Annotated in this window: 13 protein-coding genes, 2 tRNA genes and 3 rRNA genes; 6 read left to right on the top strand and 12 right to left on the bottom strand. The window is 54.5% G+C overall.

All coding sequences use genetic code 11. The features are described 5' to 3' along the window. Nucleotides 1-140: 140 nt before the first annotated feature. Nucleotides 141-1073 carry a lysophospholipid acyltransferase family protein gene (locus ACMHYW_RS10250; protein ID WP_414499842.1) on the top strand — a complete coding sequence of 311 codons (933 nt, stop codon included), beginning with the start codon at nt 141-143 and terminating at the stop codon, nt 1071-1073. A 65-nt stretch (nt 1074-1138) separates the two neighbouring features. On the opposite strand, the gene ACMHYW_RS10255 is transcribed toward ACMHYW_RS10250, so the two are convergent. Next, nucleotides 1139-1609 (bottom strand): Lrp/AsnC family transcriptional regulator, encoded by a 471-nt coding sequence (locus ACMHYW_RS10255; protein ID WP_414499843.1) that lies wholly within the window; start codon nt 1607-1609, stop codon nt 1139-1141. Between the two features lie 430 nt (nt 1610-2039). On the opposite strand from ACMHYW_RS10255, the gene ACMHYW_RS10260 reads away from it, so the two are divergent. Then, the gene (locus ACMHYW_RS10260) at nt 2040-3002 is read left to right on the top strand and encodes a LysR family transcriptional regulator (protein WP_414499844.1); all 963 of its coding nucleotides are present in this window, start codon (nt 2040-2042) and stop codon (nt 3000-3002) included. Nucleotides 3003-3106: 104 nt separating this feature from the next. Here ACMHYW_RS10260 and ACMHYW_RS10265 read toward each other — a convergent pair whose 3' ends face one another. Next, nucleotides 3107-3376 (bottom strand): glutaredoxin family protein, encoded by a 270-nt coding sequence (locus ACMHYW_RS10265; RefSeq protein WP_414499845.1) that lies wholly within the window; start codon nt 3374-3376, stop codon nt 3107-3109. A gap of 165 nt (nt 3377-3541) precedes the next feature. Further along, entirely contained in the window at nt 3542-4909 is a 1368-nt protein-coding gene (locus ACMHYW_RS10270; RefSeq protein ID WP_414499846.1) for a hypothetical protein, read from the bottom strand. 561 nt (nt 4910-5470) lie between these two features. Here ACMHYW_RS10270 and ACMHYW_RS10275 point away from each other — a divergent pair. Continuing rightward, nucleotides 5471-6445, top strand: coding sequence for a YihY/virulence factor BrkB family protein (locus ACMHYW_RS10275; protein ID WP_414499847.1), 975 nt, complete (start codon nt 5471-5473; stop codon nt 6443-6445). Between the two features lie 221 nt (nt 6446-6666). Here the strand turns inward: ACMHYW_RS10275 and fabV are convergent, their stop codons facing one another. Further along, the gene (fabV, locus tag ACMHYW_RS10280; protein WP_414499848.1) at nt 6667-7875 is read right to left on the bottom strand and encodes an enoyl-ACP reductase FabV; all 1209 of its coding nucleotides are present in this window, start codon (nt 7873-7875) and stop codon (nt 6667-6669) included. A 157-nt stretch (nt 7876-8032) separates the two neighbouring features. Then, a complete protein-coding gene (locus ACMHYW_RS10285; protein WP_414499849.1) occupies nt 8033-9340 on the bottom strand; it encodes an MFS transporter in 1308 nt (435 codons plus the stop codon). 392 nt (nt 9341-9732) lie between these two features. Here ACMHYW_RS10285 and ACMHYW_RS10290 point away from each other — a divergent pair, with 392 nt between their 5' ends. Next, nucleotides 9733-9867 (top strand): hypothetical protein, encoded by a 135-nt coding sequence (locus tag ACMHYW_RS10290; RefSeq protein WP_414499850.1) that lies wholly within the window; start codon nt 9733-9735, stop codon nt 9865-9867. 359 nt (nt 9868-10226) lie between these two features. Here ACMHYW_RS10290 and rrf read toward each other — a convergent pair. The 5 genes from rrf to ACMHYW_RS10315 all read right to left on the bottom strand — a co-directional run bounded on the left by rrf (nt 10227) and on the right by ACMHYW_RS10315 (nt 15519). Then, nucleotides 10227-10342: ribosomal RNA gene (rrf, locus tag ACMHYW_RS10295) — 5S ribosomal RNA — on the bottom strand. A gap of 123 nt (nt 10343-10465) precedes the next feature. Further along, nucleotides 10466-13365 (bottom strand): 23S ribosomal RNA (locus ACMHYW_RS10300). A 344-nt stretch (nt 13366-13709) separates the two neighbouring features. Then, nucleotides 13710-13785: transfer RNA gene (locus ACMHYW_RS10305), tRNA-Ala, on the bottom strand. Nucleotides 13786-13794: 9 nt separating this feature from the next. After that, nucleotides 13795-13871: transfer RNA gene (locus ACMHYW_RS10310), tRNA-Ile, on the bottom strand. A 108-nt stretch (nt 13872-13979) separates the two neighbouring features. Next, a 16S ribosomal RNA gene (locus ACMHYW_RS10315) occupies nt 13980-15519 on the bottom strand. The 16S, 23S and 5S rRNA genes sit together here with 2 tRNA genes alongside, the layout of an rRNA operon. 75 nt (nt 15520-15594) lie before the next feature. On the opposite strand from ACMHYW_RS10315, the gene ACMHYW_RS10320 reads away from it, so the two are divergent. Both ACMHYW_RS10320 and pabB read left to right on the top strand, forming a co-directional pair. Then, nucleotides 15595-15978, top strand: coding sequence for a hypothetical protein (locus ACMHYW_RS10320; protein ID WP_414499851.1), 384 nt, complete (start codon nt 15595-15597; stop codon nt 15976-15978). A gap of 261 nt (nt 15979-16239) precedes the next feature. Beyond that, the gene (pabB, locus tag ACMHYW_RS10325) at nt 16240-17691 is read left to right on the top strand and encodes an aminodeoxychorismate synthase component I (RefSeq protein ID WP_414499852.1); all 1452 of its coding nucleotides are present in this window, start codon (nt 16240-16242) and stop codon (nt 17689-17691) included. Nucleotides 17692-18043: 352 nt separating this feature from the next. Here pabB and rpoD read toward each other — a convergent pair whose 3' ends face one another. Together rpoD and dnaG are read right to left on the bottom strand one after the other, a co-directional pair. Continuing rightward, on the bottom strand, nt 18044-19897 hold the full coding sequence (rpoD, locus tag ACMHYW_RS10330) for an RNA polymerase sigma factor RpoD (RefSeq protein WP_414499853.1): 1854 nt from the start codon (nt 19895-19897) through the stop codon (nt 18044-18046). A 244-nt stretch (nt 19898-20141) separates the two neighbouring features. Continuing rightward, nucleotides 20142-22001: a DNA primase gene (gene dnaG, locus ACMHYW_RS10335; RefSeq protein ID WP_414499854.1), complete on the bottom strand. Its 1860-nt coding sequence runs from the start codon at nt 21999-22001 to the stop codon at nt 20142-20144. Between the last annotated feature and the right edge of the window lie 76 nt (nt 22002-22077).

The raw sequence follows: 22077 nt of genomic DNA on the forward strand, positions 1-22077 counted from the left end.
TGCCTTTTACCATACGCTGAACCGCGGTCCAGACGCCATTGCCGTGTACGTACTGCCAAGGCAAGGCTGCTCTGAAACCCGCCCTCAGGTATACTCTCCATCCTTATTACGGTTTCGATACACGCGTTACGGCAGATGACATGACCACCAAAGACCGTTTCAGTGCCGCACTGATCTCATGGCTCTGGCGTCGGCTTTCCCGATGCCGGCTGAGCACCCTCTGGCGCCTTGCCGGCCTGATGCAGCCTCTCTACCGCGCGCTCGCTCACCGCGAACGTCGCGTCACCCGCGATAATCTGGCGCGCGCCTATCCCATGCTAGACCATGAGCAGCGGGCACGACTGGCCCGCCTCAGCCTGCGCCACTCCATCGTCACGGCGCTGGAGCTCGGTTTTGCTTGGCAAGGGAAGGTCACTTCCGTCAATGCATCAATCAAGCGGATCGAAGGACTGGCGCTGCTCGAAGAAGCGCAGGCCCAGAAAAAAGGGGTCATCATTCTGGCGCCCCATTTCGGCAACTGGGAGGTGCTCAACTTCTGGCTGTCATCAAACATGCCATTCACGGCCATGTACGAACCGCCTCGCCTGCATCGGCTGGATGACATCATCCGCACTGGCCGCGAACGCATGGGCGCACATCTCGTGCCAACCACCGCTCGCGGGGTATCGGCACTTCTGAAAGCACTCAAGCGTGGTGAAGCGGTAGGTATTCTGCCCGATCAGGTGCCGGATGACACGGGTGGCGTGATCGCTCCGTTCTATGGCTATCCTGCATACACGGCCACACTGCTGCCGAAGCTGGTTAGCCGCACAGGAGCGCAGGTAATTGTCAGCGTTGCGCGTCGACTGCCTCGCGGCGAGGGCTATGTGCTGCACTTCATGCGTGCAGACGAACGCGTGTATGCCGACGACGATGCCACAGCAGCGCACGGCGTGAATGCCAGTGTTGAACGCGTTATTGCGCTTGATCCCGCGCAGTACCAGTGGGAATACAAGCGTTACAAGCACACATCGCACCTGTACCAGGATAACCAGCTGATCACCCCGTGGGACGCGTCAGCGCCAGCGCCCTGATACAGATACAGAATGCCCGCAGCGGTAACGCTGCGGGCATTCGTTCATCGACAAGATAAAAACCACTATTCTGCCAATGGTAATCCTGCCAGCGGCAACGCCGACGTATCCTTGAGCGTTTCCATCACCATCCGCGCCTCCAGAGTCGACACCGCCGGGAAAACGACCAGCTGATGCGCCAGCGCATCATAAGCGGCCAGATCAGCAACCTGAACATGCAGCGCATAGCTGGCACTGTCCTGCAGACGGTACAACTGGGTCACTTCGGGCATCGCCATCACGGCCGCTAGAAAGGCATCGACACTCGGGCCAAAAGCCGTGTGCAGGCGCACGGATACCAACAGTATCAGTGCCGCTCCTACCTGCCGTGCATCCAGCAGCGCTACGCGCTTGCGGATAATGCCTTCACCTTCCAGCTTGTGCACTCGACGCCAGCACGCTGTCGTTCCCAATCCAATGCGATCAGCCAGTGCACTGACGGAAACGCTACAGTCCTGCTGCAACGCCTCAAGAATATCCCTATCGTACTGATCCATGGTGGCCCCTGCTTGCCCCAGAAGTCGTGAGGAAGAAGCCCCATTCTACCGCTGACCGTCCGCTCGCCAGCGCCACGAAAGCAATCAAAACATTGGCTTATCCGTGGGTTACAACTGCTCGCGGCGCGAAAACGACCACAGTGCATATTCATTGATGATTATCACTAAATGAAAGACAACGTGCACATTGCCCGTATTCAACGCATAAAACATGGTTCGAATCTGGCTGAATAGCACAATGGTGCAGATACTTCCTCGCTTTATGTCACAAACATATCTCCATGCGTGCTCCACTAAGGCAGCAGTAACAGGCAAGCCTATTCGCCAAAGCGCACTACTGGCACCTGATTGAACATGATCTGGCAAATTTCACCTAGGTTATGCCGATATATGCCATTCACTCAATCGATAACGTTTCTGGACTCATGTCATGACGCAGCATAAGGATGTAGGTGCAATTCAACGCCTGTCGCCCGCAAATGCCGAACAGCTAACACACTTCATCCAGCGCCGAATGACCCTCAAGCAACTGCAGGTCATTCTGGCGCTTCAGCGCCACAAGACCATTGCCAACGCTTCCGGGTCGCTGTGCATGACAGCGGCGAACGTCTCCCTTTACATTCGTGAGATGGAACAGCAGCTGCAGACACCGCTCTTCCTGCGCAACAATGGCTTGTATCGCGCCACGGCCGCCGGGCTGCTGCTGACGCAGCTGGCCCAGCGCATCGACAACGAGTGCCAGCGCACCATCGACCGCTGCCGACAGGCCGTGCTTCATCCCGAAGCCCACAGCCTAGGCATCGGTTATATCGGGGCCTCAATGAGCGCTTACGCCTACGCGCTGTGGCACCGCCTGCTGCCTCAGGTGGAAGGCAACAGCCTGCATATCGAAGACCTCTCGGGGTTGCTTCATAACAGCGACATGCAGATGCCGCGCGACGAACAGCTGGGCATCGTTCTATCGACCAGCCCACTGAACATGGCCTATGACAGCAGCGAATGGCATATTCAGACCTTCGTACTGCGCCAGTATCATATCCTTGTAGATTCACGCTCTCCGCTGTCGAACGCGCCCAGCTTCCTGCTGCCGCGTGTCAACGCCACGCTGGACGCCATGCTCCACGACCATGTACTAGTGCACTACCCCGATCACAGCGCGATCAGCTTCTACAACAATGCCATGGCGGTCATGCAGGCCGGTCTTCCCAAAGATACGGCGCTGATCGTATCCGCTTTCGAATTCGAGAGCCTCGCACATCAGAACGCCTTGCAGGTGCTTGATTCATTGCAGGTCGATCACCTGTGCTACCTCTATGTCCATCCGCGCGCCAGCATCATTGCGGGCCTGCCCGATGCGCTAAGCACGCTGATTGAGATGGAGCATGCCGCCTAACCAAATAGGCCCTGCACCGACTGTTAAGTCATAAACCGACCACAAAAAAAGACGCACCACCGTAAAGGTGAGTGCGTCTTTTTATATCTAGACAGACATGACCATCATTGGACGTTAGTGTGCAGCCAGTCAATGATGTCATCGGATTCATACAGCCAGATGTCCTGACCGTGTGATGCGATATGCAGACAAGGCACCTGCTTGCGACCACCACCGGCCAAAAGCTCTTCGCGATGGAGCGGATTCTTGTGAATATCCCGCATCGCGATCGGCAGCTGACGCTGCTCGATATAGTGCCGCACCTTCAGACAGAAAGGACAGCTTTCGAAATGATAGAGCGTCAAGCCACGGCAGGAACGTGCCAGATCGGACATAAGGACTCCCAGTCAGCCTGGGCCTGAACACCTGCGCGCCAAGCCCATACACAAATCAAGTTGAATCGCCAGAAAACCCAGCATTTGTGTAAAGTATGCCGTACTCCCTTTCTCATGCCCAGCCCTGCGCTCATTGCCATTTCTCATGGCACTGACAGTAGGCCGCTATTCCACCGTCTGAACAGGCACCTCTTCGATATCCACGATTCCGGACCGACTGATGATGATCTTCCAGCGCTGGATTTCCATGGGCTGCCCTTCCTGTGCACTGCACGCAATTAGGTTCAGCTGATAGCGGCGCTCGACTTTCTCCCGCGTCACCTGACCTTCCTTGATGGCATAGACACGATGCGTCGTTTTGCTCATCAAACGCGTCAGAAGGCGAAGGTCCAATTCGATGGTCTCTCGCGTCTGCTTATAGCCGCTCAGAAAGCGCGTCGGTTTCATGCGCGAACGGCTCTTGTACTGCAACACCACTTCCTGACGATGGCTAATGCTGCCGCGTCGCGCCGCTTGAATCTCACGGCTCAAGCGCCACGGCTTGCGGTAGTCGAACCACTCCCGCTGGCGCCCCACAATCTGCTGACTATCAGGGTCACGGTAGATACGCACCCACTTGGGACGCCCACGCCGCAGCCAACGCCACAGCGTGTTGCGCAACTCATCCTTAAAAACTTCGCGCAGTGCGTACACAAATGCCAGCGTCAGAATGAACCACACGGTGAAGTCATTCATCAAATGGCGAGCCTGCATCAGCGCCACCGTCACCACAATCATCACCAGCCCCGTAGCCAGCGCCTTGACCATGCGCTGCTCACCCGCTCCCAGCTCCTTCGGCTTATCGTTGAGCGTAACGGGATACTCCGTCAGTCGCCGCAGCAGACGCATCTTGTTGGACATTCGCGTAGGGCTGGATTCGGCACGCTCCGAGTTATAGCCGCTGGCACGGCGATAGCGCTTCTCCTCGTTGCATACCGCAAGCAAGCGCGCCTTGATCGCGCCATAATCGTTGCCGCGCGGCATGTGCGCAACCAGCGACAGTAGCTGCTGTTCGGTGAACCACGACAGGTAATTGTCGATATTGTTGAAGTACTTGAGCAGGTTTTCTTCTTCAGGCGCATTGCGACGCAGACGGCGCAAGATGCTCTGAATTAGCGCGATCTCCTGCTCAGCCTGTGCCAGCGTTACGTTTTCCTGCCCATCGACACCGTGGCGGATCGCGCGGATCGAGTTTTCCAGTGCCGACGCATACTGATAGGCATACAGACTCAGGTTCAGACGGTACTGATGGCTGGGTATCTGACCGCGCCCGGCCAAGCGGCTGTATACCAATGGCAGTTCGTTCTTGGTGCTGAAATAGGTACGACGCACGTGAATCGCGCTGTGATAGAAGTCTTCTTCCGACAGTACGTGCTTGGTCAGCTCCAGATCGCCCGGCACGTACAGATACAGATCCAGCGAATGCTGACTTTCCTCCTGCAGGGTGCGCTCGATACGCAGCGTGAATCCTTCCCGTCGCGTTACATTGATCATGCCATCACTCCTGCCAGAATAACCGATCGGTGGCACCAGCCTTGCCGATATCCCTGCCCCTTGAACTAGGCGCTCAGTGTCCACTCATCTCATCATGCGGTACCGGTATGGTGCCGTCTTTTCTCACCTAAAACGCGCTGCACATCAAGCGAGCATCATGCTAGGCGATTCTTGTCCTTTCATGATACATCATACCTACTTCCGCATTCGGCAAAGCCTGAAGTTCGGCCTTGTAAGGCGGCCTATCATGGTCCGTACCGAAAAGATGTCAGCCAGATAGCAGAGTTCGCTATACTGATGAATCAAGAGGCTGTTTCAGGGGACGCGCAATATTGCCCTGCACGTGCCCCGCCAAAAGGATACGCGCTTAGAGGCGCGGCCTCTGTGTAGCGGCAAAAGATTCGCGCCCTGAACTCAGTCCAACGTGAGCCCCCATCGCATCGTGCCGATACCGGATCGCTCGCGAGTAGGGTGAACGAACAGCCCGACACTCATTGCTGCAGCACCGCCCTTTATCGGTTGCCTGCCGTCAGATTTCACGCCAGCTCGATGGATAGCGATATGCAGACGTCTCCTTCCCCCAAGACCTCGCGGGACCGCCGCGCAACGTCCCCACTTAGCGTGACACGCCATGGTTGGTGGAGCATCCTGTGGCGCGTATACGGCTCCATCCAAAAACACCATATCGGCATGATGGCCTCCAGCATTGCCTTCTATGGACTGCTCAGTCTGTTTCCCGCCATTGCAGCCCTGATTTCTATCTGGGGCATGTACGCCGATCCCGTTCAAGTACAGCAGCAACTGGTCAACCTCGATCAGTTCATTCCTACAGAAGCGGCGTCCATCATTGAGCATCAGGCCGAAGTGGTCACCGCCAGTGCTGGCCGTGGGCTGAATTTGACCGCGATAGGCAGCCTGTTGTTCACCCTCTACAGTGCTTCTAAAAGCGTGCAGAGCTTCACCGAAGGGCTGAACATCATCTATGGCGAAAAGGAACAGCGACATTTCCTAGCACAGATCGTGATCAATATTGTATTGACGCTGGGCATGATACTGCTGGCCATCTTCATGCTATTCAGCGTTGCTATTCTCCCTGTGGTCATGAACTTCTTTCCGTTCGCCGACACACTGACGACATCACTCTACTATCTGCGCTGGCTGATCATGCTCTGCATTATCACCCTCGGCATCGCCGTGCTGTATCGCTTCGGGCCCAACCGTCGCGCACCGCGCTGGGAATGGCTCAGCATAGGCACCATCACCTCGACACTGCTGTGGATACTGGGGTCACTCGGATTCTCGCTGTATGTCAGCCATTTCGGCAGCTACAACAGTACCTATGGGTCAATCGGTGCCGTCGTCGTCCTGCTGATGTGGTTCTGGCTATCGGCTTATATCATCCTGCTAGGCGCCAGCATCAACTGCGAGCTTGAGCGCACGACCGAAAAGGACACTACCACGGGCGCACCGAAACCCATGGGGCAGCGCCATGCCTATGCTGCAGATACTGTAGCTAAAGACAGCAACGATATCTGATCAGCGCCATAAGCATCCGCTCATAACGAACTCATAACAAAAAAGAGCGCCACTGCATGTTTACAGTGGCGCTCTGTGATGTCATACACGCTAGCAGATGCTTCCCTTCGCCCGATCCTCACGCGCCAAGGGCACAGCCGTAGAAAAAAGCCCTCCCATTCATTGCAGAATGGAAGGGCTTTTGTGCGCTATGGCGCCCTTAATCGGGCAGGACTAGCGTCTCACAGCTCTACGCAGTCAAAGTCGCGTACAGGGGAAACGTCAGCGTCATAGTCCACATCATCGCGCTCGAAACCGAACAGCTTGAGGAACTCATGCTTGTAGCCCGCATAGTCGGTCATATCGAACAGGTTTTCAGTGGTGACCTGAGGCCATAGTGCCTTGCACTCTGACTGCACCTCATCGCGCAGTTCCCAGTCATCTAGGCGCAGGCGGCCTTCATCATCCGCTTCAGCGGCCGCACCGTCCACACGATAAAGACGATCATCGTACAGGCGATTCAGCTGTTCGATAGTGCCTTCATGCAACCCTTTCTCTTTCATGATGCGATACACCATGGAGATGTAGAGCGGCATGACCGGAATGGCGGCACTGGCCTGCGTAACAACAGACTTGAGTACCGCAACCGCCGCACTGCCACCACGCTTCTGCAGACGTTCATTCAACTCTACAGCGGTATGGTCAAGATCGGCTTTGGCACGACCCAGCGCACCATGCCAGTAGATCGGCCACGTGATGTCTGTGCCGATATAGCTGAAGGCAACGGTCTTGGCTTCAGGAGCCAGTACGCCAGCGCCTTCCAGTGCGTCGATCCACAGTTTCCAGTCCTGCCCACCCATGACCGTCACCGTATTGTCGATCTCTTCCTGTGTCGCAGGCTCGACCGAAGCTTCGATGATGGTGTCACGGTTGGTGTCGATCGCTGTAGCCGTGTAAGTCTCACCGATCGGCTTCAGCGCGGAGCGGACCACTTCACCAGTCTGCGGCAGTTTGCGCACCGGAGAAGCCAGAGAGTAGATGACCAGATCAACCTGCCCACCCATTTCATCACGGATGATGTCGATTGCTTTCTGGCGAGCTTCATCAGAGAACGCATCACCATTGATGGACTTGCTGAACAGCCCTTCCTCTTTGGCGAAACGATCAAATGCCGCAGCGTTATACCAACCCGCTGTGCCGGTTTTCTTTTCAGTACCCGGCTTCTCAAAGAAGATGCCCAGTGTATCGGCACCATAGCCGAATGCCGCCGTGATGCGCGCAGCCAAGCCGTAACCGCTGGAAGCACCAATGACCAGCACCTTCTTCGGCCCCTTTGCACCAGCAGGGATAGCCTTGCGGGTGATCTCGATCTGCTCACGTACGTTCTGCTCGCAGCCTACAGGATGCGTCGTCGTGCAGATAAAGCCGCGGACTTTGGGATGGATGATCACGTAGAAACCTCTTGAAAGATTGAATAACCGACCATTCTAATAACCCATTGGGATCGGGACAAACAGTATAAATATCGATGGTCACTAAAGCCTACGGATTAGATGACATCTACCCGCATTTCTTGTGACATGCATCGACTTCCCTATAGGGAAAGCATCAAGTATCCCTAGATGGTCGGACCAGTGCAAATGCCAATGCCCCAACGGCAATGGTAGCGGTAAACAGCAAAAAGGGCATTGTCATGCTGCCCGTTGCGTCTCGCAAATACCCTACGACGATAGGACTGATGAAACCACCACATAGTCCAATGCTGTTGATCAAAGCGATACCGCCGGCCGCCATAGGCCCGGTGACAAACAGTTCACGCGGAATCGACCAGAACACGACATATGCGAGATACATTGAGACAATTGCAGCCGTCAGCACAGCATAAAACAGCGCAAAAGGCAGCTCGATAAAGCCCGCCATCGCGCAGGTTACAAAGGCAAGCAGCAACGCACTTACGGCCATAGGGAGCGCTGTATGCCAACGCCGCTCAGAAAGCCGATCCGAGCGACGTGCAAACGGAATGATTGTTATCAGCATAAAAGCCGATGGGATCGCAGCCAGCCAACCCACGCTCATGCCAGAGAATCCTGCCTGACCGATCAATTTCGGCAACCAATAGTGTGGCAAATAAATCCCGGCAATAAAGCAGAAATACCCGACAACTAACAGGTACAAACGATAATCCTTCAACAAGGCCCCTAGGCGTGTGTGAGCAGCCGTATCCTGTTGATCTTCAGACAGAGTGCCCACAACCGCTTTTCGCTCTGCATCCGTCAGCCAACGGGCCTTGGCTGGCTCATCAACGATTACGAACCACGCAACGATACCGACAAGAACACTAGGAAGGCCTTCCACCAAGAAAAGCCACCGCCATCCTGCCAAAGATAGAACGCCATCCATATGAATGATCAGCGCGGAAGACAGTGGTGCCCCTATAATCCCCGCAATGGGCCCCGTCAATCCAAGCACGGCCAAAGCACCTCCCAACCGGCGCTTAGGGAACCACTCCGCGCAGTAATAGAACATGGCAGGAGCAAAGCCTGCCTCAAATATGCCCAGTAAGACACGCAGCGCATAGAAACTGCGCTCTCCACTGACAAACATCATCGAAACAGAAGTCAGCCCCCACAGCACCATGATGCGCGATACAGTCTTGCGCATACCGATACGCGTCAGCAACAGATTGCTTGGCAGCTCAAACAGCACATAGCCTAAGAAGAAGATGCCTGCTCCGATGCCATACGCCACATCCGATAAATGCAGATCCTGCTGCATGTGCTGCTGTGCAAACCCTATATTGATACGATCAAGAAATGCCAGAATGTAGCAGAGCAGCAAAAACGGGAGTAACCGCCAACCGATTTTTCGATAGGCAGAACTCGCTGCCTGTTGATCCAGCGCCGACAATAACGTCATACGAATAATCCCTAGCCCAAGAGCGTCCTTAAGCCGCTAGCGTATATCAATAAAGCGTATAAGGGTGAGCGTTATCATCTCACCAACAAGATAACGGTATACTTATTAAGTGTTATGGCATGAGTACTTTCTTTTGTAACCCAATCTCAGCCCCCTAATAAATCAGGCCCTTTGCAACAGATAGGCTACCTTGCAGACACACTTACATCGCCAAGGCCTAGGAGACAACGAGGGGGAGCGTACGCTAGCACGGCAAGCTTTGGACGAGGCCTCTCGCCATAAAGAGAGAAGATAAGCACCGAGAGGCAGGAGGTGTTAAAGCGTTCCAAGCCGGTTCCATCAGAAAAAGGACCGTAAAGCAGTAGCGTGGCTTTTTGAAGGAGATAAAAGAGATGAGCCTGTGCACCGCCGAGGCCGTCGCTCAGCACGCCGTTGAAGATGGCATGACGGAAGGCCGTGATAGCCCACACCTGAAGGAACGCAGTGAGACACACTTCTGGACGCCAGAGTACGCTCGCTACTGTTAGACGCTCGAGCATTGACGTCTTGTGATAACAAAACACCCCGACGATCTGCGGCTCAGGCTATCATCGGAGGATTTTTATAACGGCATCTAGTGGCTGTGACTGTTTTGATCTGCAGACAGCGCTGGGAGTGAAGGGAACGGCGTGCTGCTGACACGTCTGCCGTCTTGGTGGCAGGAGCTTCGCGGTTACGCTACCGCCCTTCTTCTCTTTTTTCTCTTTGCTCATCTGCCGCTGTTGAGTGACGGCTCAGGATCTAGGGGCTGGCACGGCCGTTATTTGCCTTCGGCCTGCGCTTGCCTACCCTACCCCTCAAAGCAAATACCCCCGACCATTGCTGGCCGGGGGTATTCAGTAAAGATGCTTGACGATGACCTACTCTCACATGGGGAAGCCCCACACTACCATCGGCGCTGAGCGGTTTCACTTCTGAGTTCGGCATGGGATCAGGTGGTACCCGCTCGCTATGGTCGTCAAGCGTATTCGGTTCGGTCTCGATGCCTAAGGCACCGCTACCTAAATCTGTAAATCATGCTGGGCCGAGATCGTCTCGTCGCGTATCCGTTATTTTCGGATCGTGTCTATAACCCTTTGGGGTTATATGGTCAAGCCTCACGGACCATTAGTACACGTTAGCTCAACGCATTGACTGCGCTTCCACACCGTGCCTATCAACCTCGTAGTCTTCGAGGGTCCTTTAGGGGGCTCAAGGCCCCAGGGAAGTCTCATCTTGAAGGGGGCTTCCCGCTTAGATGCTTTCAGCGGTTATCCCGTCCGAACATAGCTACCCGGCAATGCCACTGGCGTGACAACCGGAACACCAGAGGTTCGTCCACTCCGGTCCTCTCGTACTAGGAGCAGCTCTTCTCAAACTTCCAACGCCCACGGCAGATAGGGACCGAACTGTCTCACGACGTTCTAAACCCAGCTCGCGTACCACTTTAAATGGCGAACAGCCATACCCTTGGGACCGACTTCAGCCCCAGGATGTGATGAGCCGACATCGAGGTGCCAAACACCGCCGTCGATGTGAACTCTTGGGCGGTATCAGCCTGTTATCCCCGGAGTACCTTTTATCCGTTGAGCGATGGCCCTTCCATACAGAACCACCGGATCACTAGAACCTACTTTCGTACCTGCTCGACGTGTCTGTCTCGCAGTCAAGCACCCTTATGCTCTTGCACTCACTGCACGGTTTCCAACCGTACTGAGGGTACCTTCGTGCTCCTCCGTTACTCTTTGGGAGGAGACCGCCCCAGTCAAACTACCCACCACACACTGTCCTTCTACCGGATAACGGTAGCAAGTTAGAACGCCAATGATGTCAGGCTGGTATTTCAAGGTTGGCTCCACTGCAACTGGCGTCACAGTTTCAAAGCCTCCCAGCTATCCTACACAGACAACATCAGCATCCAGTGTGAAGCTATAGTAAAGGTTCACGGGGTCTTTCCGTCTAGCCGCGGGAACACTGCATCTTCACAGCGATTTCAATTTCACTGAGTCTCGGGTGGAGACAGTGTGGCCATCATTACGCCATTCGTGCAGGTCGGAACTTACCCGACAAGGAATTTCGCTACCTTAGGACCGTTATAGTTACGGCCGCCGTTTACCGGGGCTTCGATCAGGAGCTTCGGACGAGTCCTAACACCATCAATTAACCTTCCGGCACCGGGCAGGCGTCACACCCTATACGTCCGCTCACGCGTTAGCAGAGTGCTGTGTTTTTAATAAACAGTTGCAGCCACCTGGTATCTTCGACCGGTTGGGGCTCTGAGAGCGAGTCTCTTCACCTTACGCCGGCGCACCTTCTCCCGAAGTTACGGTGCCATTTTGCCTAGTTCCTTCACCCGAGTTCTCTCAAGCGCCTTGGTATTCTCTACCTGACCACCTGTGTCGGTTTGGGGTACGGTCACACAGTACCTGAAGCTTAGAGGTTTTTCCTGGAAGCGTGGCATCAATGACTTCCTGAGTCCGAGGAATCAGTTCGTCTCGTATCTCGACCTTAAGCAAGCGGATTTGCCTACTTGCTCAGCCTACATACTTTCACCAGGACAACCGTCGCCTGGCTCACCTAGCCTTCTCCGTCACCCCATCGCAGTACTGTCTGGTACAGGAATATTAACCTGTTTCCCATCGACTACGCCTTTCGGCCTCGCCTTAGGGGCCGACTCACTCTGCTCCGATTAACGTCGAACAGAAAACCTTGGTCTTCCGGCGAGGGAGGTTTTCACTCCCTTTATCGTTACTCATGTCAGCATTCGCACTTGTGATACCTCCAGCATGCCTTACAGCACACCTTCGCAGGCTTACACAACGCTCCTCTACCGCTCAACACTTAAGTGTTGAACCCGTAGCTTCGGTACTTGGTTTGAGCCCCGTTACATCTTCCGCGCAGGCCGACTCGACTAGTGAGCTATTACGCTTTCTTTAAAGGGTGGCTGCTTCTAAGCCAACCTCCTAGCTGTCTGAGCCTTCCCACATCGTTTCCCACTTAACCAAGATTTTGGGACCTTAGCTGACGGTCTGGGTTGTTTCCCTTTTCACGACGGACGTTAGCACCCGCCGTGTGTCTCCCATGCTGCACTCACCGGTATTCGGAGTTTGCCTCGGGTTGGTAAGTCGGGATGACCCCCTAGCCGAAACAGTGCTCTACCCCCGGCGGTGATACATGAGGCGCTACCTAAATAGCTTTCGAGGAGAACCAGCTATCTCCGAGCTTGATTAGCCTTTCACTCCGATCCACAAGTCATCCGAATCTTTTTCAACAGATCCCGGTTCGGTCCTCCAGTTGATGTTACTCAACCTTCAACCTGCTCATGGATAGATCGCCCGGTTTCGGGTCTATTCCCAGCAACTATGTCGCCCATTTAAGACTCGGTTTCCCTACGCCTCCCCTATACGGTTAAGCTCGCTACTGAGAATAAGTCGCTGACCCATTATACAAAAGGTACGCAGTCACAGAACAAGTCTGCTCCCACTGCTTGTACGCACACGGTTTCAGGATCTATTTCACTCCCCTCACTGGGGTTCTTTTCGCCTTTCCCTCACGGTACTAGTTCACTATCGGTCAGCCAGGAGTATTTAGCCTTGGAGGATGGTCCCCCCATGTTCAGTCAAAGTTTCACGTGCTCCGACCTACTCGATTTCACCTTAATTGCATTTTCGCGTACGGGGCTATCACCCACTATGGCGTGCATTTCCAAACACTTCCGCTAATACAACTAAGACTTAAGGGCTAGTCCCCGGTCGCTCGCCGCTACTGGGGGAATCTCGGTTGATTTCTTTTCCTCGGGGTACTTAGATGTTTCAGTTCTCCCGGTTTGCCTCCATACCCTATGTATTCAGGTAAGGATACCCGTCTTATGACGGGTGGGTTTCCCCATTCAGAGATCACCGGATCAAAGGTCATTTGCCACCTCCCCGATGCTTATCGCAGGCTATCACGTCTTTCATCGCCTCTGGCTGCCTAGGCATCCACCGTGTGCGCTTAATCGCTTGACCATATAACCCGAAAGAGTCATAGATCACGATTCAAACGAAAACAATTTTCGCCGGATACGCTTGAGACGTATCTCATTTGCCAATGTCACGGCCTATCGGATAATGCTTCCGAGGAAGTAAAATCTGATCGCGTTCCATTGGACTTGGCATCAGCATGATTTACATTGTTAAAGAGCAATACTGCGAGCAAGAAGCTTGCAGTCAGGAAACAACATTCATCACACGCTGTATCGTTGACTATTAAGACATCTAATAATCAATCATAACGCGATGAAGATTGGTTCGTGACTAGAAGCTAGATCACTAAACTAAGTACTGAAGAACCGGCCATCAAGACAGTCAGATGGTGGAGCCAAGGAGGATCGAACTCCTGACCTCCTGCGTGCAAGGCAGGCGCTCTCCCAGCTGAGCTATGGCCCCATATAATAATGGTGGGTCTGGGCAGACTCGAACTGCCGACCTCACCCTTATCAGGGGTGCGCTCTAACCAACTGAGCTACAGACCCGGCAACTGCTTGCGCACGGCCAGGGAATATCCCCTGCAGTACTTCGCTCTACTACGATCAGGCAATTTGTTGTGGACACTTGAGATCACGAGGTGATCATTTTACGTTTAAGGAGGTGATCCAGCCGCAGGTTCCCCTACGGCTACCTTGTTACGACTTCACCCCAGTCATGAACCACACCGTGGTAACCGTTTTCCCGAAGGTTAAACTAGCCACTTCTGGTGCAATCCACTCCCATGGTGTGACGGGCGGTGTGTACAAGGCCCGGGAACGTATTCACCGCGACATTCTGATTCGCGATTACTAGCGATTCCGACTTCACGGAGTCGAGTTGCAGACTCCGATCCGGACTGAGGCGAGCTTTCTGGGATTAGCTTCACGTCGCCGCTTCGCAACCCTCTGTACTCGCCATTGTAGCACGTGTGTAGCCCTACTCGTAAGGGCCATGATGACTTGACGTCGTCCCCACCTTCCTCCGGTTTGTCACCGGCAGTCTCCTTAGAGTTCCCGACCGAATCGCTGGCAAATAAGGATAGGGGTTGCGCTCGTTACGGGACTTAACCCAACATTTCACAACACGAGCTGACGACAGCCATGCAGCACCTGTCTCAGAGTTCCCGAAGGCACCAATCCATCTCTGGAAAGTTCTCTGGATGTCAAGAGTAGGTAAGGTTCTTCGCGTTGCATCGAATTAAACCACATGCTCCACCGCTTGTGCGGGCCCCCGTCAATTCATTTGAGTTTTAGTCTTGCGACCGTACTCCCCAGGCGGTCAACTTAGTGCGTTAGCTGCGCCACTAAATCCTCAAGGGATCCAACGGCTAGTTGACATCGTTTACGGCGTGGACTACCAGGGTATCTAATCCTGTTTGCTACCCACGCTTTCGCGCCTCAGCGTCAGTGTCAGTCCAGAAGGCCGCCTTCGCCACTGGTATTCCTCCAGATCTCTACGCATTTCACCGCTACACCTGGAATTCTACCTTCCTCTCCTGCACTCAAGTCTGCCAGTTCCAAATGCTGTTCCCAGGTTAAGCCCGGGGCTTTCACATCTGGCTTAACAGACCGCCTACGCGCCCTTTACGCCCAGTAATTCCGATTAACGCTCGCACCCTCCGTATTACCGCGGCTGCTGGCACGGAGTTAGCCGGTGCTTCTTCTGTGGGTGATGTCCTTCCTGAAACGTATTAGGCCTCAGGCTTTCTTCCCCACTGAAAGTGCTTTACAACCCTAAGGCCTTCTTCACACACGCGGCATGGCTGGATCAGGCTTTCGCCCATTGTCCAATATTCCCCACTGCTGCCTCCCGTAGGAGTCTGGGCCGTGTCTCAGTCCCAGTGTGGCTGATCATCCTCTCAGACCAGCTATGGATCGTTGCCTTGGTGAGCCATTACCTCACCAACTAGCTAATCCAACATGGGCTCATCCGATAGCGAAAGGTCCGAAGATCCCCTCCTTTCTCCCGTAGGACGTATGCGGTATTAGCGTGCGTTTCCACACGTTATCCCCCACTATCGGGCAGATTCCCATGCATTACTCACCCGTCCGCCGCTCGCCACCAGGAAGCAAGCTTCCCGTGCTGCCGCTCGACTTGCATGTGTTAGGCCTGCCGCCAGCGTTCAATCTGAGCCATGATCAAACTCTTCAGTTTAAATCTTTCATTGGTCATTAGGTGACCAATCCGGCTCGAGTATCGAAACAACTCATTGAATTGATGAGTTACTTGATGCTCGAAATGATGATCCACTTCGAAAACCTCAAGCACCCACACAAATTGCCTGATCATCTTGTTAAAGAGCGTCTTGCGAGCGGCGTTCGCTGCTCAGCAAGTGGAAGCACATTCTACATTTTCTGGAGATTTTGTCAACCGCTGATTTGGCGATCGTTTCAGGAGATTACACAACTCTCTCAACTGAACCATCTTCAAGAAAAAGCGAAGACCTACAAGAGGTTAGCTTCCTCGCCACCCGGCGTTTTCCCTAGCAGCGAGGGCGTACTTTACAGAGATCACCGGGGGTTGGCAAGCCATTCTCGCTTTATTTTCCAATATTTCGAATCCAAGGTGGTCAAGGCCTTCAAAAGCAGTATGAACTACCGTCATGCCCATTGAGAACATCACCTTTATGACCTACTCACATAGCGCACAGGCCAACCCCTTCATGAACGCACGAAAGTCATCCCTTATACGCCAAGAACCTCAGATAAGAGCGCTCTCTCTTTTACTTAATCACTTCTCGCAGCGGGATCAGGCGCGCTACCATGCGCTTATAGCGCTAACGCCCATTGCCGCGATGAGCTTTTTCACTCTCAACATGCGGTGCGGTATCCTCTGACGATTGGTTCGTACATTCCATGCCTAAGACGGGACGCCATGCATTCCACTTCTCTTGACCCTATCATCCGACGCACGCTGAAGTGCTACCCACTGACGTATCAAGAAGATGCGCTCTACTATTTCGAGCGTTTGCGTCATCTGGAAGGCAGCATTCTACTGGATAGCGGCAAGCCTCTTTCAGAGGGTGGGCGTTTCGACATCATGAGCGCGGAACCACTCGCAGTTATAGAGACCGATCGCTATGGCATCGCACGGTGTCCTCAGCGACGCCATATTTCGGTAGACCCCATTGAGGCTCAGCGCGAACTATTGAAGGACCTTCGCATTGAATTGGACGGCGTACCTGAGCACATCCCCTTTAAAGGGGGACTACTGGGATTCTGGAGCTATGAATTTTCGAAACTGTTGGAACGCATTCCATCACGACCACACAGTGAACTAGCTCATGCACTAGATGACGTTCCTCTGACGCGCCTTGGCTTATATGACTGGGCCATCGTGCAGGACCATCAGCGCAAGGAAGCCTGGCTGATCGCTACTAACCGTCGACGCCGCCAGATACTTCCCTTACTAACGTCGCGTCGTGTAACCCACCCTGCCGCCCCCTTTGCACTATTGGAACGTTTCCAGCCCACCTGGAGCGCGGCTGAATATCAAGCAGCGTTCGATCAGGTCATCGCTTTCATTCGAAGCGGGGACTGCTATCAGATCAACCTAACGCAACGCTTCAGTGCCGCCTGCGAAGGTGACGCATGGATGGCCTACCGCCAGCTACGCAAGGCGACACCAGCGCCCTTTTCAGCATTCATGTGCTGGGGAACGGGAGAACAACAACAAGCCATCTTGTCTGTATCTCCCGAACGCTTCATTCAAGCACAAGGGCACCGCATCACAACACAACCGATCAAAGGCACCCGTCCCCGTGGCACAACGCCGGATGAAGATGCCCAAAACGCACTGGAGCTGCAGCAAAGCGAAAAAGATCGCGCCGAAAACGTCATGATTGTTGATCTACTGCGTAACGACATCGGCCAAGTCTGCACCCCGGGAAGTGTACGCGTGCCTTATCTCACGCAGTGCATCGCCTATGAAAACGTTCACCACCTTGTCAGCACGATCACTGGGATACTCGACGATCGCTATGATGCTTTCGACTTGTTTCGTGCATGTTTCCCGGGCGGGTCGATTACCGGCGCCCCAAAAATACGTGCCATGGAAATCATCGAACAGCTAGAGCCTTGCCAGCGCTCAGTTTACTGCGGGGCGATTGGCTATATCGATATTCAAGGCCACATGGACACATCAATTGCCATTCGCACAGCCCTTATCCACCAGCAGACCGTGCACCTTTGGGGCGGCGGTGGCATCGTTGATGATTCTCGGGTGTCAGCAGAATACGCGGAAAGCCTGACCAAGATTCGTCACTTGATGCAGGCTCTGGAACAGTCTGGCCCGATTGATGAAGAAGGCAACGACACCACCGAATAGCTTGGTAGAAGGCAGCTGCTCGCTTCTTCGGTCTTCGGTCTTCGGTCTTCGGTCTTCGGTCTTCAGCAAAAGCGTGAACTGTAGGTCGGTGTTGGCAAAGGAAACGACAGGTAAGCATATGCATCAGAACTAGTGCGTATTACGCCACCTTTCTGATCGTCTGCTCCCCATTTTCTTAAACAGCAAGATTTTCCCAGACGCCAATCCAGACTCTCTATAGTCTTTACCTGAGACAGTATTCATTACGGCATTTACGTTCTACCGAATAGCTTGAAGCACAAAGCCCCTCACTACGAGAGGCAGCGAGGGGCTTTGCTTAGTACGAGAGCATGACCAATGCGTTGGCGAATGCCTACTCGTCAATGAAGGAACGCAGTGACTCAGAGCGAGACGGATGACGCAGCTTACGCAGCGCCTTAGCTTCGATCTGACGGATACGCTCACGCGTAACGTCAAACTGCTTGCCCACTTCTTCCAGGGTATGGTCGGTATTCATATCAATACCAAAACGCATGCGCAGCACTTTGGCTTCACGCGCTGTCAGGCCACCCAGAACGTTGCGGGTCGCTTCGATCAGGCCTTCGCCCGTTGCGGAGTCGATAGGCGATACGATCGTACCGTCTTCGATAAAGTCGCCCAGGTGCGAATCTTCATCGTCACCGATCGGCGTTTCCATCGAAATCGGCTCTTTGGCGATTTTCAGCACCTTACGCACTTTGTCTTCCGGCATATCGAGGCGTTCGCCCAGCTCTTCCGGTGTCGGTTCACGCCCCATTTCTTGCAGCATCTGACGCGAGACACGGTTGAGCTTGTTGATCGTTTCGATCATGTGCACCGGAATACGGATCGTGCGCGCTTGGTCGGCAATAGAGCGCGTGATCGCCTGACGAATCCACCACGTGGCGTATGTGGAGAATTTATAGCCGCGACGATACTCAAACTTATCGACAGCCTTCATCAGACCGATGTTGCCTTCCTGGATCAGATCGAGGAACTGCAAACCACGGTTGGTGTACTTCTTGGCGATCGAGATAACGAGACGCAGGTTAGCCTCGACCATTTCTTTCTTGGCACGGCGTGCTTTAGCTTCACCGATGGACAGGCAACGGTTCAACTCTTTCAGATCGGCAACGCTCAGACCCACCATTTCCTGTTCAAAGGAGATTTTACGCTGCGCGCGCAAAACGTCCGCACGGAACGGTGCCAGAGCGTCGGCATAACGGGAGTGAGAGGCGACGAAATCGTCGAACCACTCCAGATCCGCTTCGTTGCCCACGAAAGCGCTAATGAAGGCCTTACGAGACACCTTGCAGCGTTTGACGAAGCACTGCATGATGAATTTTTCTTGCTGACGCACTTGCTCGATGCTGATTCGCACCTGCGCGATCAGGCGGTCGAAGTGCTTCGGAGACAGCTTGATCGGGGCGAACAGTTCCGCCAGACGCTTCTGCTCTTCCTTAACTTCGGCACTGCTGCGACCATGCTTTTCGATGAGCTGCGCAACACGCTGACCGACTTCACGGATCTGCTCGAAACGTACACGAGCCAGTTCCGGATCCGGGCCGCTCTCAGCCGTCGTTTCGGTGTCGTCGTCATCGTCGTCGGCATCTTCATCCGCGTCGATATCGTCGTCGTCGGCATTGACGTCGATGGACTCTTCTTCTTCCACTTCTGCCACGCCCGGAACACCTTCGTCCGGGTCGATGAAACCGCTAAAGAGGTCGACAAGACGACCACCTTCTTCCGTCTGCGTTTCGTCATACGCGTCCAGAATGGAGTCAACCGCGCCCGGAAGATAGGAGAGCGCTGCCATGACTTCACGCGTACCCTCTTCGATACGCTTGGCGATTTCGATTTCACCTTCGCGCGTCAGCAGTTCGACTGTCCCCATTTCACGCATGTACATGCGCACGGGGTCGGTCGTACGGCCAATGTCCGTCTCGACTGCGGCAAGCGCTGCAACAGCTTCTTCGGCATCCGACTCGTCTGGCGAATTGTCAGACATCATCAGCGTATCGGCATCGGGCGCCTCTTCGACGACATTGATGCCCATGTCGTTAAACATGCTGATGATATCTTCCACCTGATCAGGATCGGCGATATCCTCGGGAAGGTGGTCGTTGACCTCGGCGTAAGTCAGGTAGCCCTGTTCCTTACCCGTTGCGATCAACTCCTTCAGACGTGATTGCGGTGTGTGTCCAGCCATAGAACCTATCTCGACGAAGAAAAATGAAGCACCTGGACGCTCACCCTGGCATAAGAACACGGGACTTTAGCGCCGGACACTGAGTGATGATCCGAAGGGATCACAAGCGCCGCCTCGTGTTAGTGAACTGATTTGCGTGTCAGGTGTGCTGATTCGTGCGATACATCGCGCTGACCAGCGCGACCGTTAATAGCCAAGTGAGGGCGACGGGCTTATTTATCAAGCCAACGCGTCCCCGTATTCCCTAGCGCTGGGCAGCAAGCTCCATAAGAAGCGCTGCCACTCGCTGCTTTTCTTCCTTGCTAAGTGCCGTATGGCGACTCTTTTCAAGCAGCGCATCATACTCCTCCTGAGGCGTGGCCGTCTGCTGCCTTCGCTTCAGGAATGCGATCCAGCCGTCCAGCTCTTGCTGACGGCATTCTCGCGGTATATCCGGTGGATGGCGCGATAGCGTGCGCAGAAACATCCCTTGCTCGCTGCCATGATAGTGTGCCAGCACCGCCTGCGGCGAAGTATAGCGCCCTGCCCTCAGAAGCTGAATTACATCTGCAAGCAGTGCACCGTACTCGTCTTGCGGACACCATCCCAGTGACTCGGGCAGGTGATCGTGAAGTCCCGGTGTGTGCAGTATCAGACGCAGTATCTTGAGACTTTCCGGCTCTTTGGCGGGCCGTATCTGCTGGAACGACCGGCGCACCGACGGCTCGCGGCGCTCGTACGCTCCCGCAATATGCCCAGCGGGTTCCGCCGTCACATCAGGCGAAGCGTTGTGACCACCTTGCTGGCGAAGTGCCGCCAGCGATGTCAGACGCTCTTCTTTGATTCCACTGCGATCCGACAGTTCCTTGAACAGCAACGATCTCAGCAGCCCTTCCGGCAACCGTTCCAGCAACCCCAATACGCTGGTCACATAGCGCTCTCGGGATTCGATATTGCCGAGATCCAGCCCTTCCTTTGCCTGATCAAACAGGAACTCGGACAGCGCGCTGGCACAGCGAATGCGATCACGGAAACGCTCGGTACCTTCACGGCGTACTAGCGAATCGGGGTCCTCTCCTTCTGGCAGAAACAGGAAGCGAGCTTGCCGCCCATCAATCATGACCGGCAGCACATGCTCAAGCGCTCGCTTGGCCGCTCGCCGCCCGGCATCATCACCGTCGAAGCAGAACACCACTTCATCGACCAGCCGATACATACGCTGTAGGTGATCTTCAGTGACGGCTGTACCCAGCGTTGCGACGGCATTGGTAATGCCGTGCTGGGCCAGTGCCACCACGTCCATATAACCTTCTACGACGATGAGCGAATCGCAGCGTTCCTTCTGCTCGCGAGCCTCGTACAGCCCGTACAGCTCGCGCCCTTTGTGAAAGACCGGCGTTTCGGGAGAGTTGAGGTACTTGGGCTTTGCATCGCCCAGTACACGCCCCCCGAACCCTAGGACGCGCCCCTTCCAATCACGGATGGGAAACATGACGCGATGACGGAAACGGTCATAGCTGCGCCCGGTCTCTTCCTTTTGCACCAGCAACCCATATTCGGTCTGCAGTGCTTCGCTGACGCCTTGCTGAAGCAGATGTGCCTTCAAGGCATCCCAGCGGTCAAAGGCAAAACCGATACCGAACCGCGCCATGATGTCATCGCTCAAACCACGCTGGCGAAGATAGCGACGCGCCTCTTCGGCATCATCATGTTTGAGGTTCTGCAGAAAGAAGCGCTGCGCCATTTCAAGCAGATTGTCCGCTTCTTGGCGCTGCTGACGCTGTTGTTGCTGACGCTTTTGATCGTGAGGCGAAAGGTTGCCCCCTTCGCGCTCGACTTCCATACCTTGGCGTGAGGCAAGCTGTTCGACGGCTTCGGGGAAGCTCAGCCGATCATATTCCATCAAGAAACGAATAGCGTTGCCGTGTGCTCCGCACCCGAAGCAGTGATAGAACTGCTTATCGCGACTGACAGTGAAGGACGGTGATTTTTCATCGTGGAAGGGGCATAGGCCGCTGAGGTTCTTGCCCGCTTTTTTCAGCGTGACACGTTCGCCGACGACTTCAGCAATATCGACGCGCGCAAGCAGGTCATCAATGAAGCGTTGGGAAATCGGACCAGCCATGGATATCTACCGCCTACTGCACAGGAACGGGAACGCACACAGAAACAGAAATAGGGCCATGCAGACGTTATGAAGA

This window comes from Zymobacter sp. IVIA_12111.31 C1, assembly GCF_047495495.1.
Classification (GTDB): domain Bacteria; phylum Pseudomonadota; class Gammaproteobacteria; order Pseudomonadales; family Halomonadaceae; genus Zymobacter.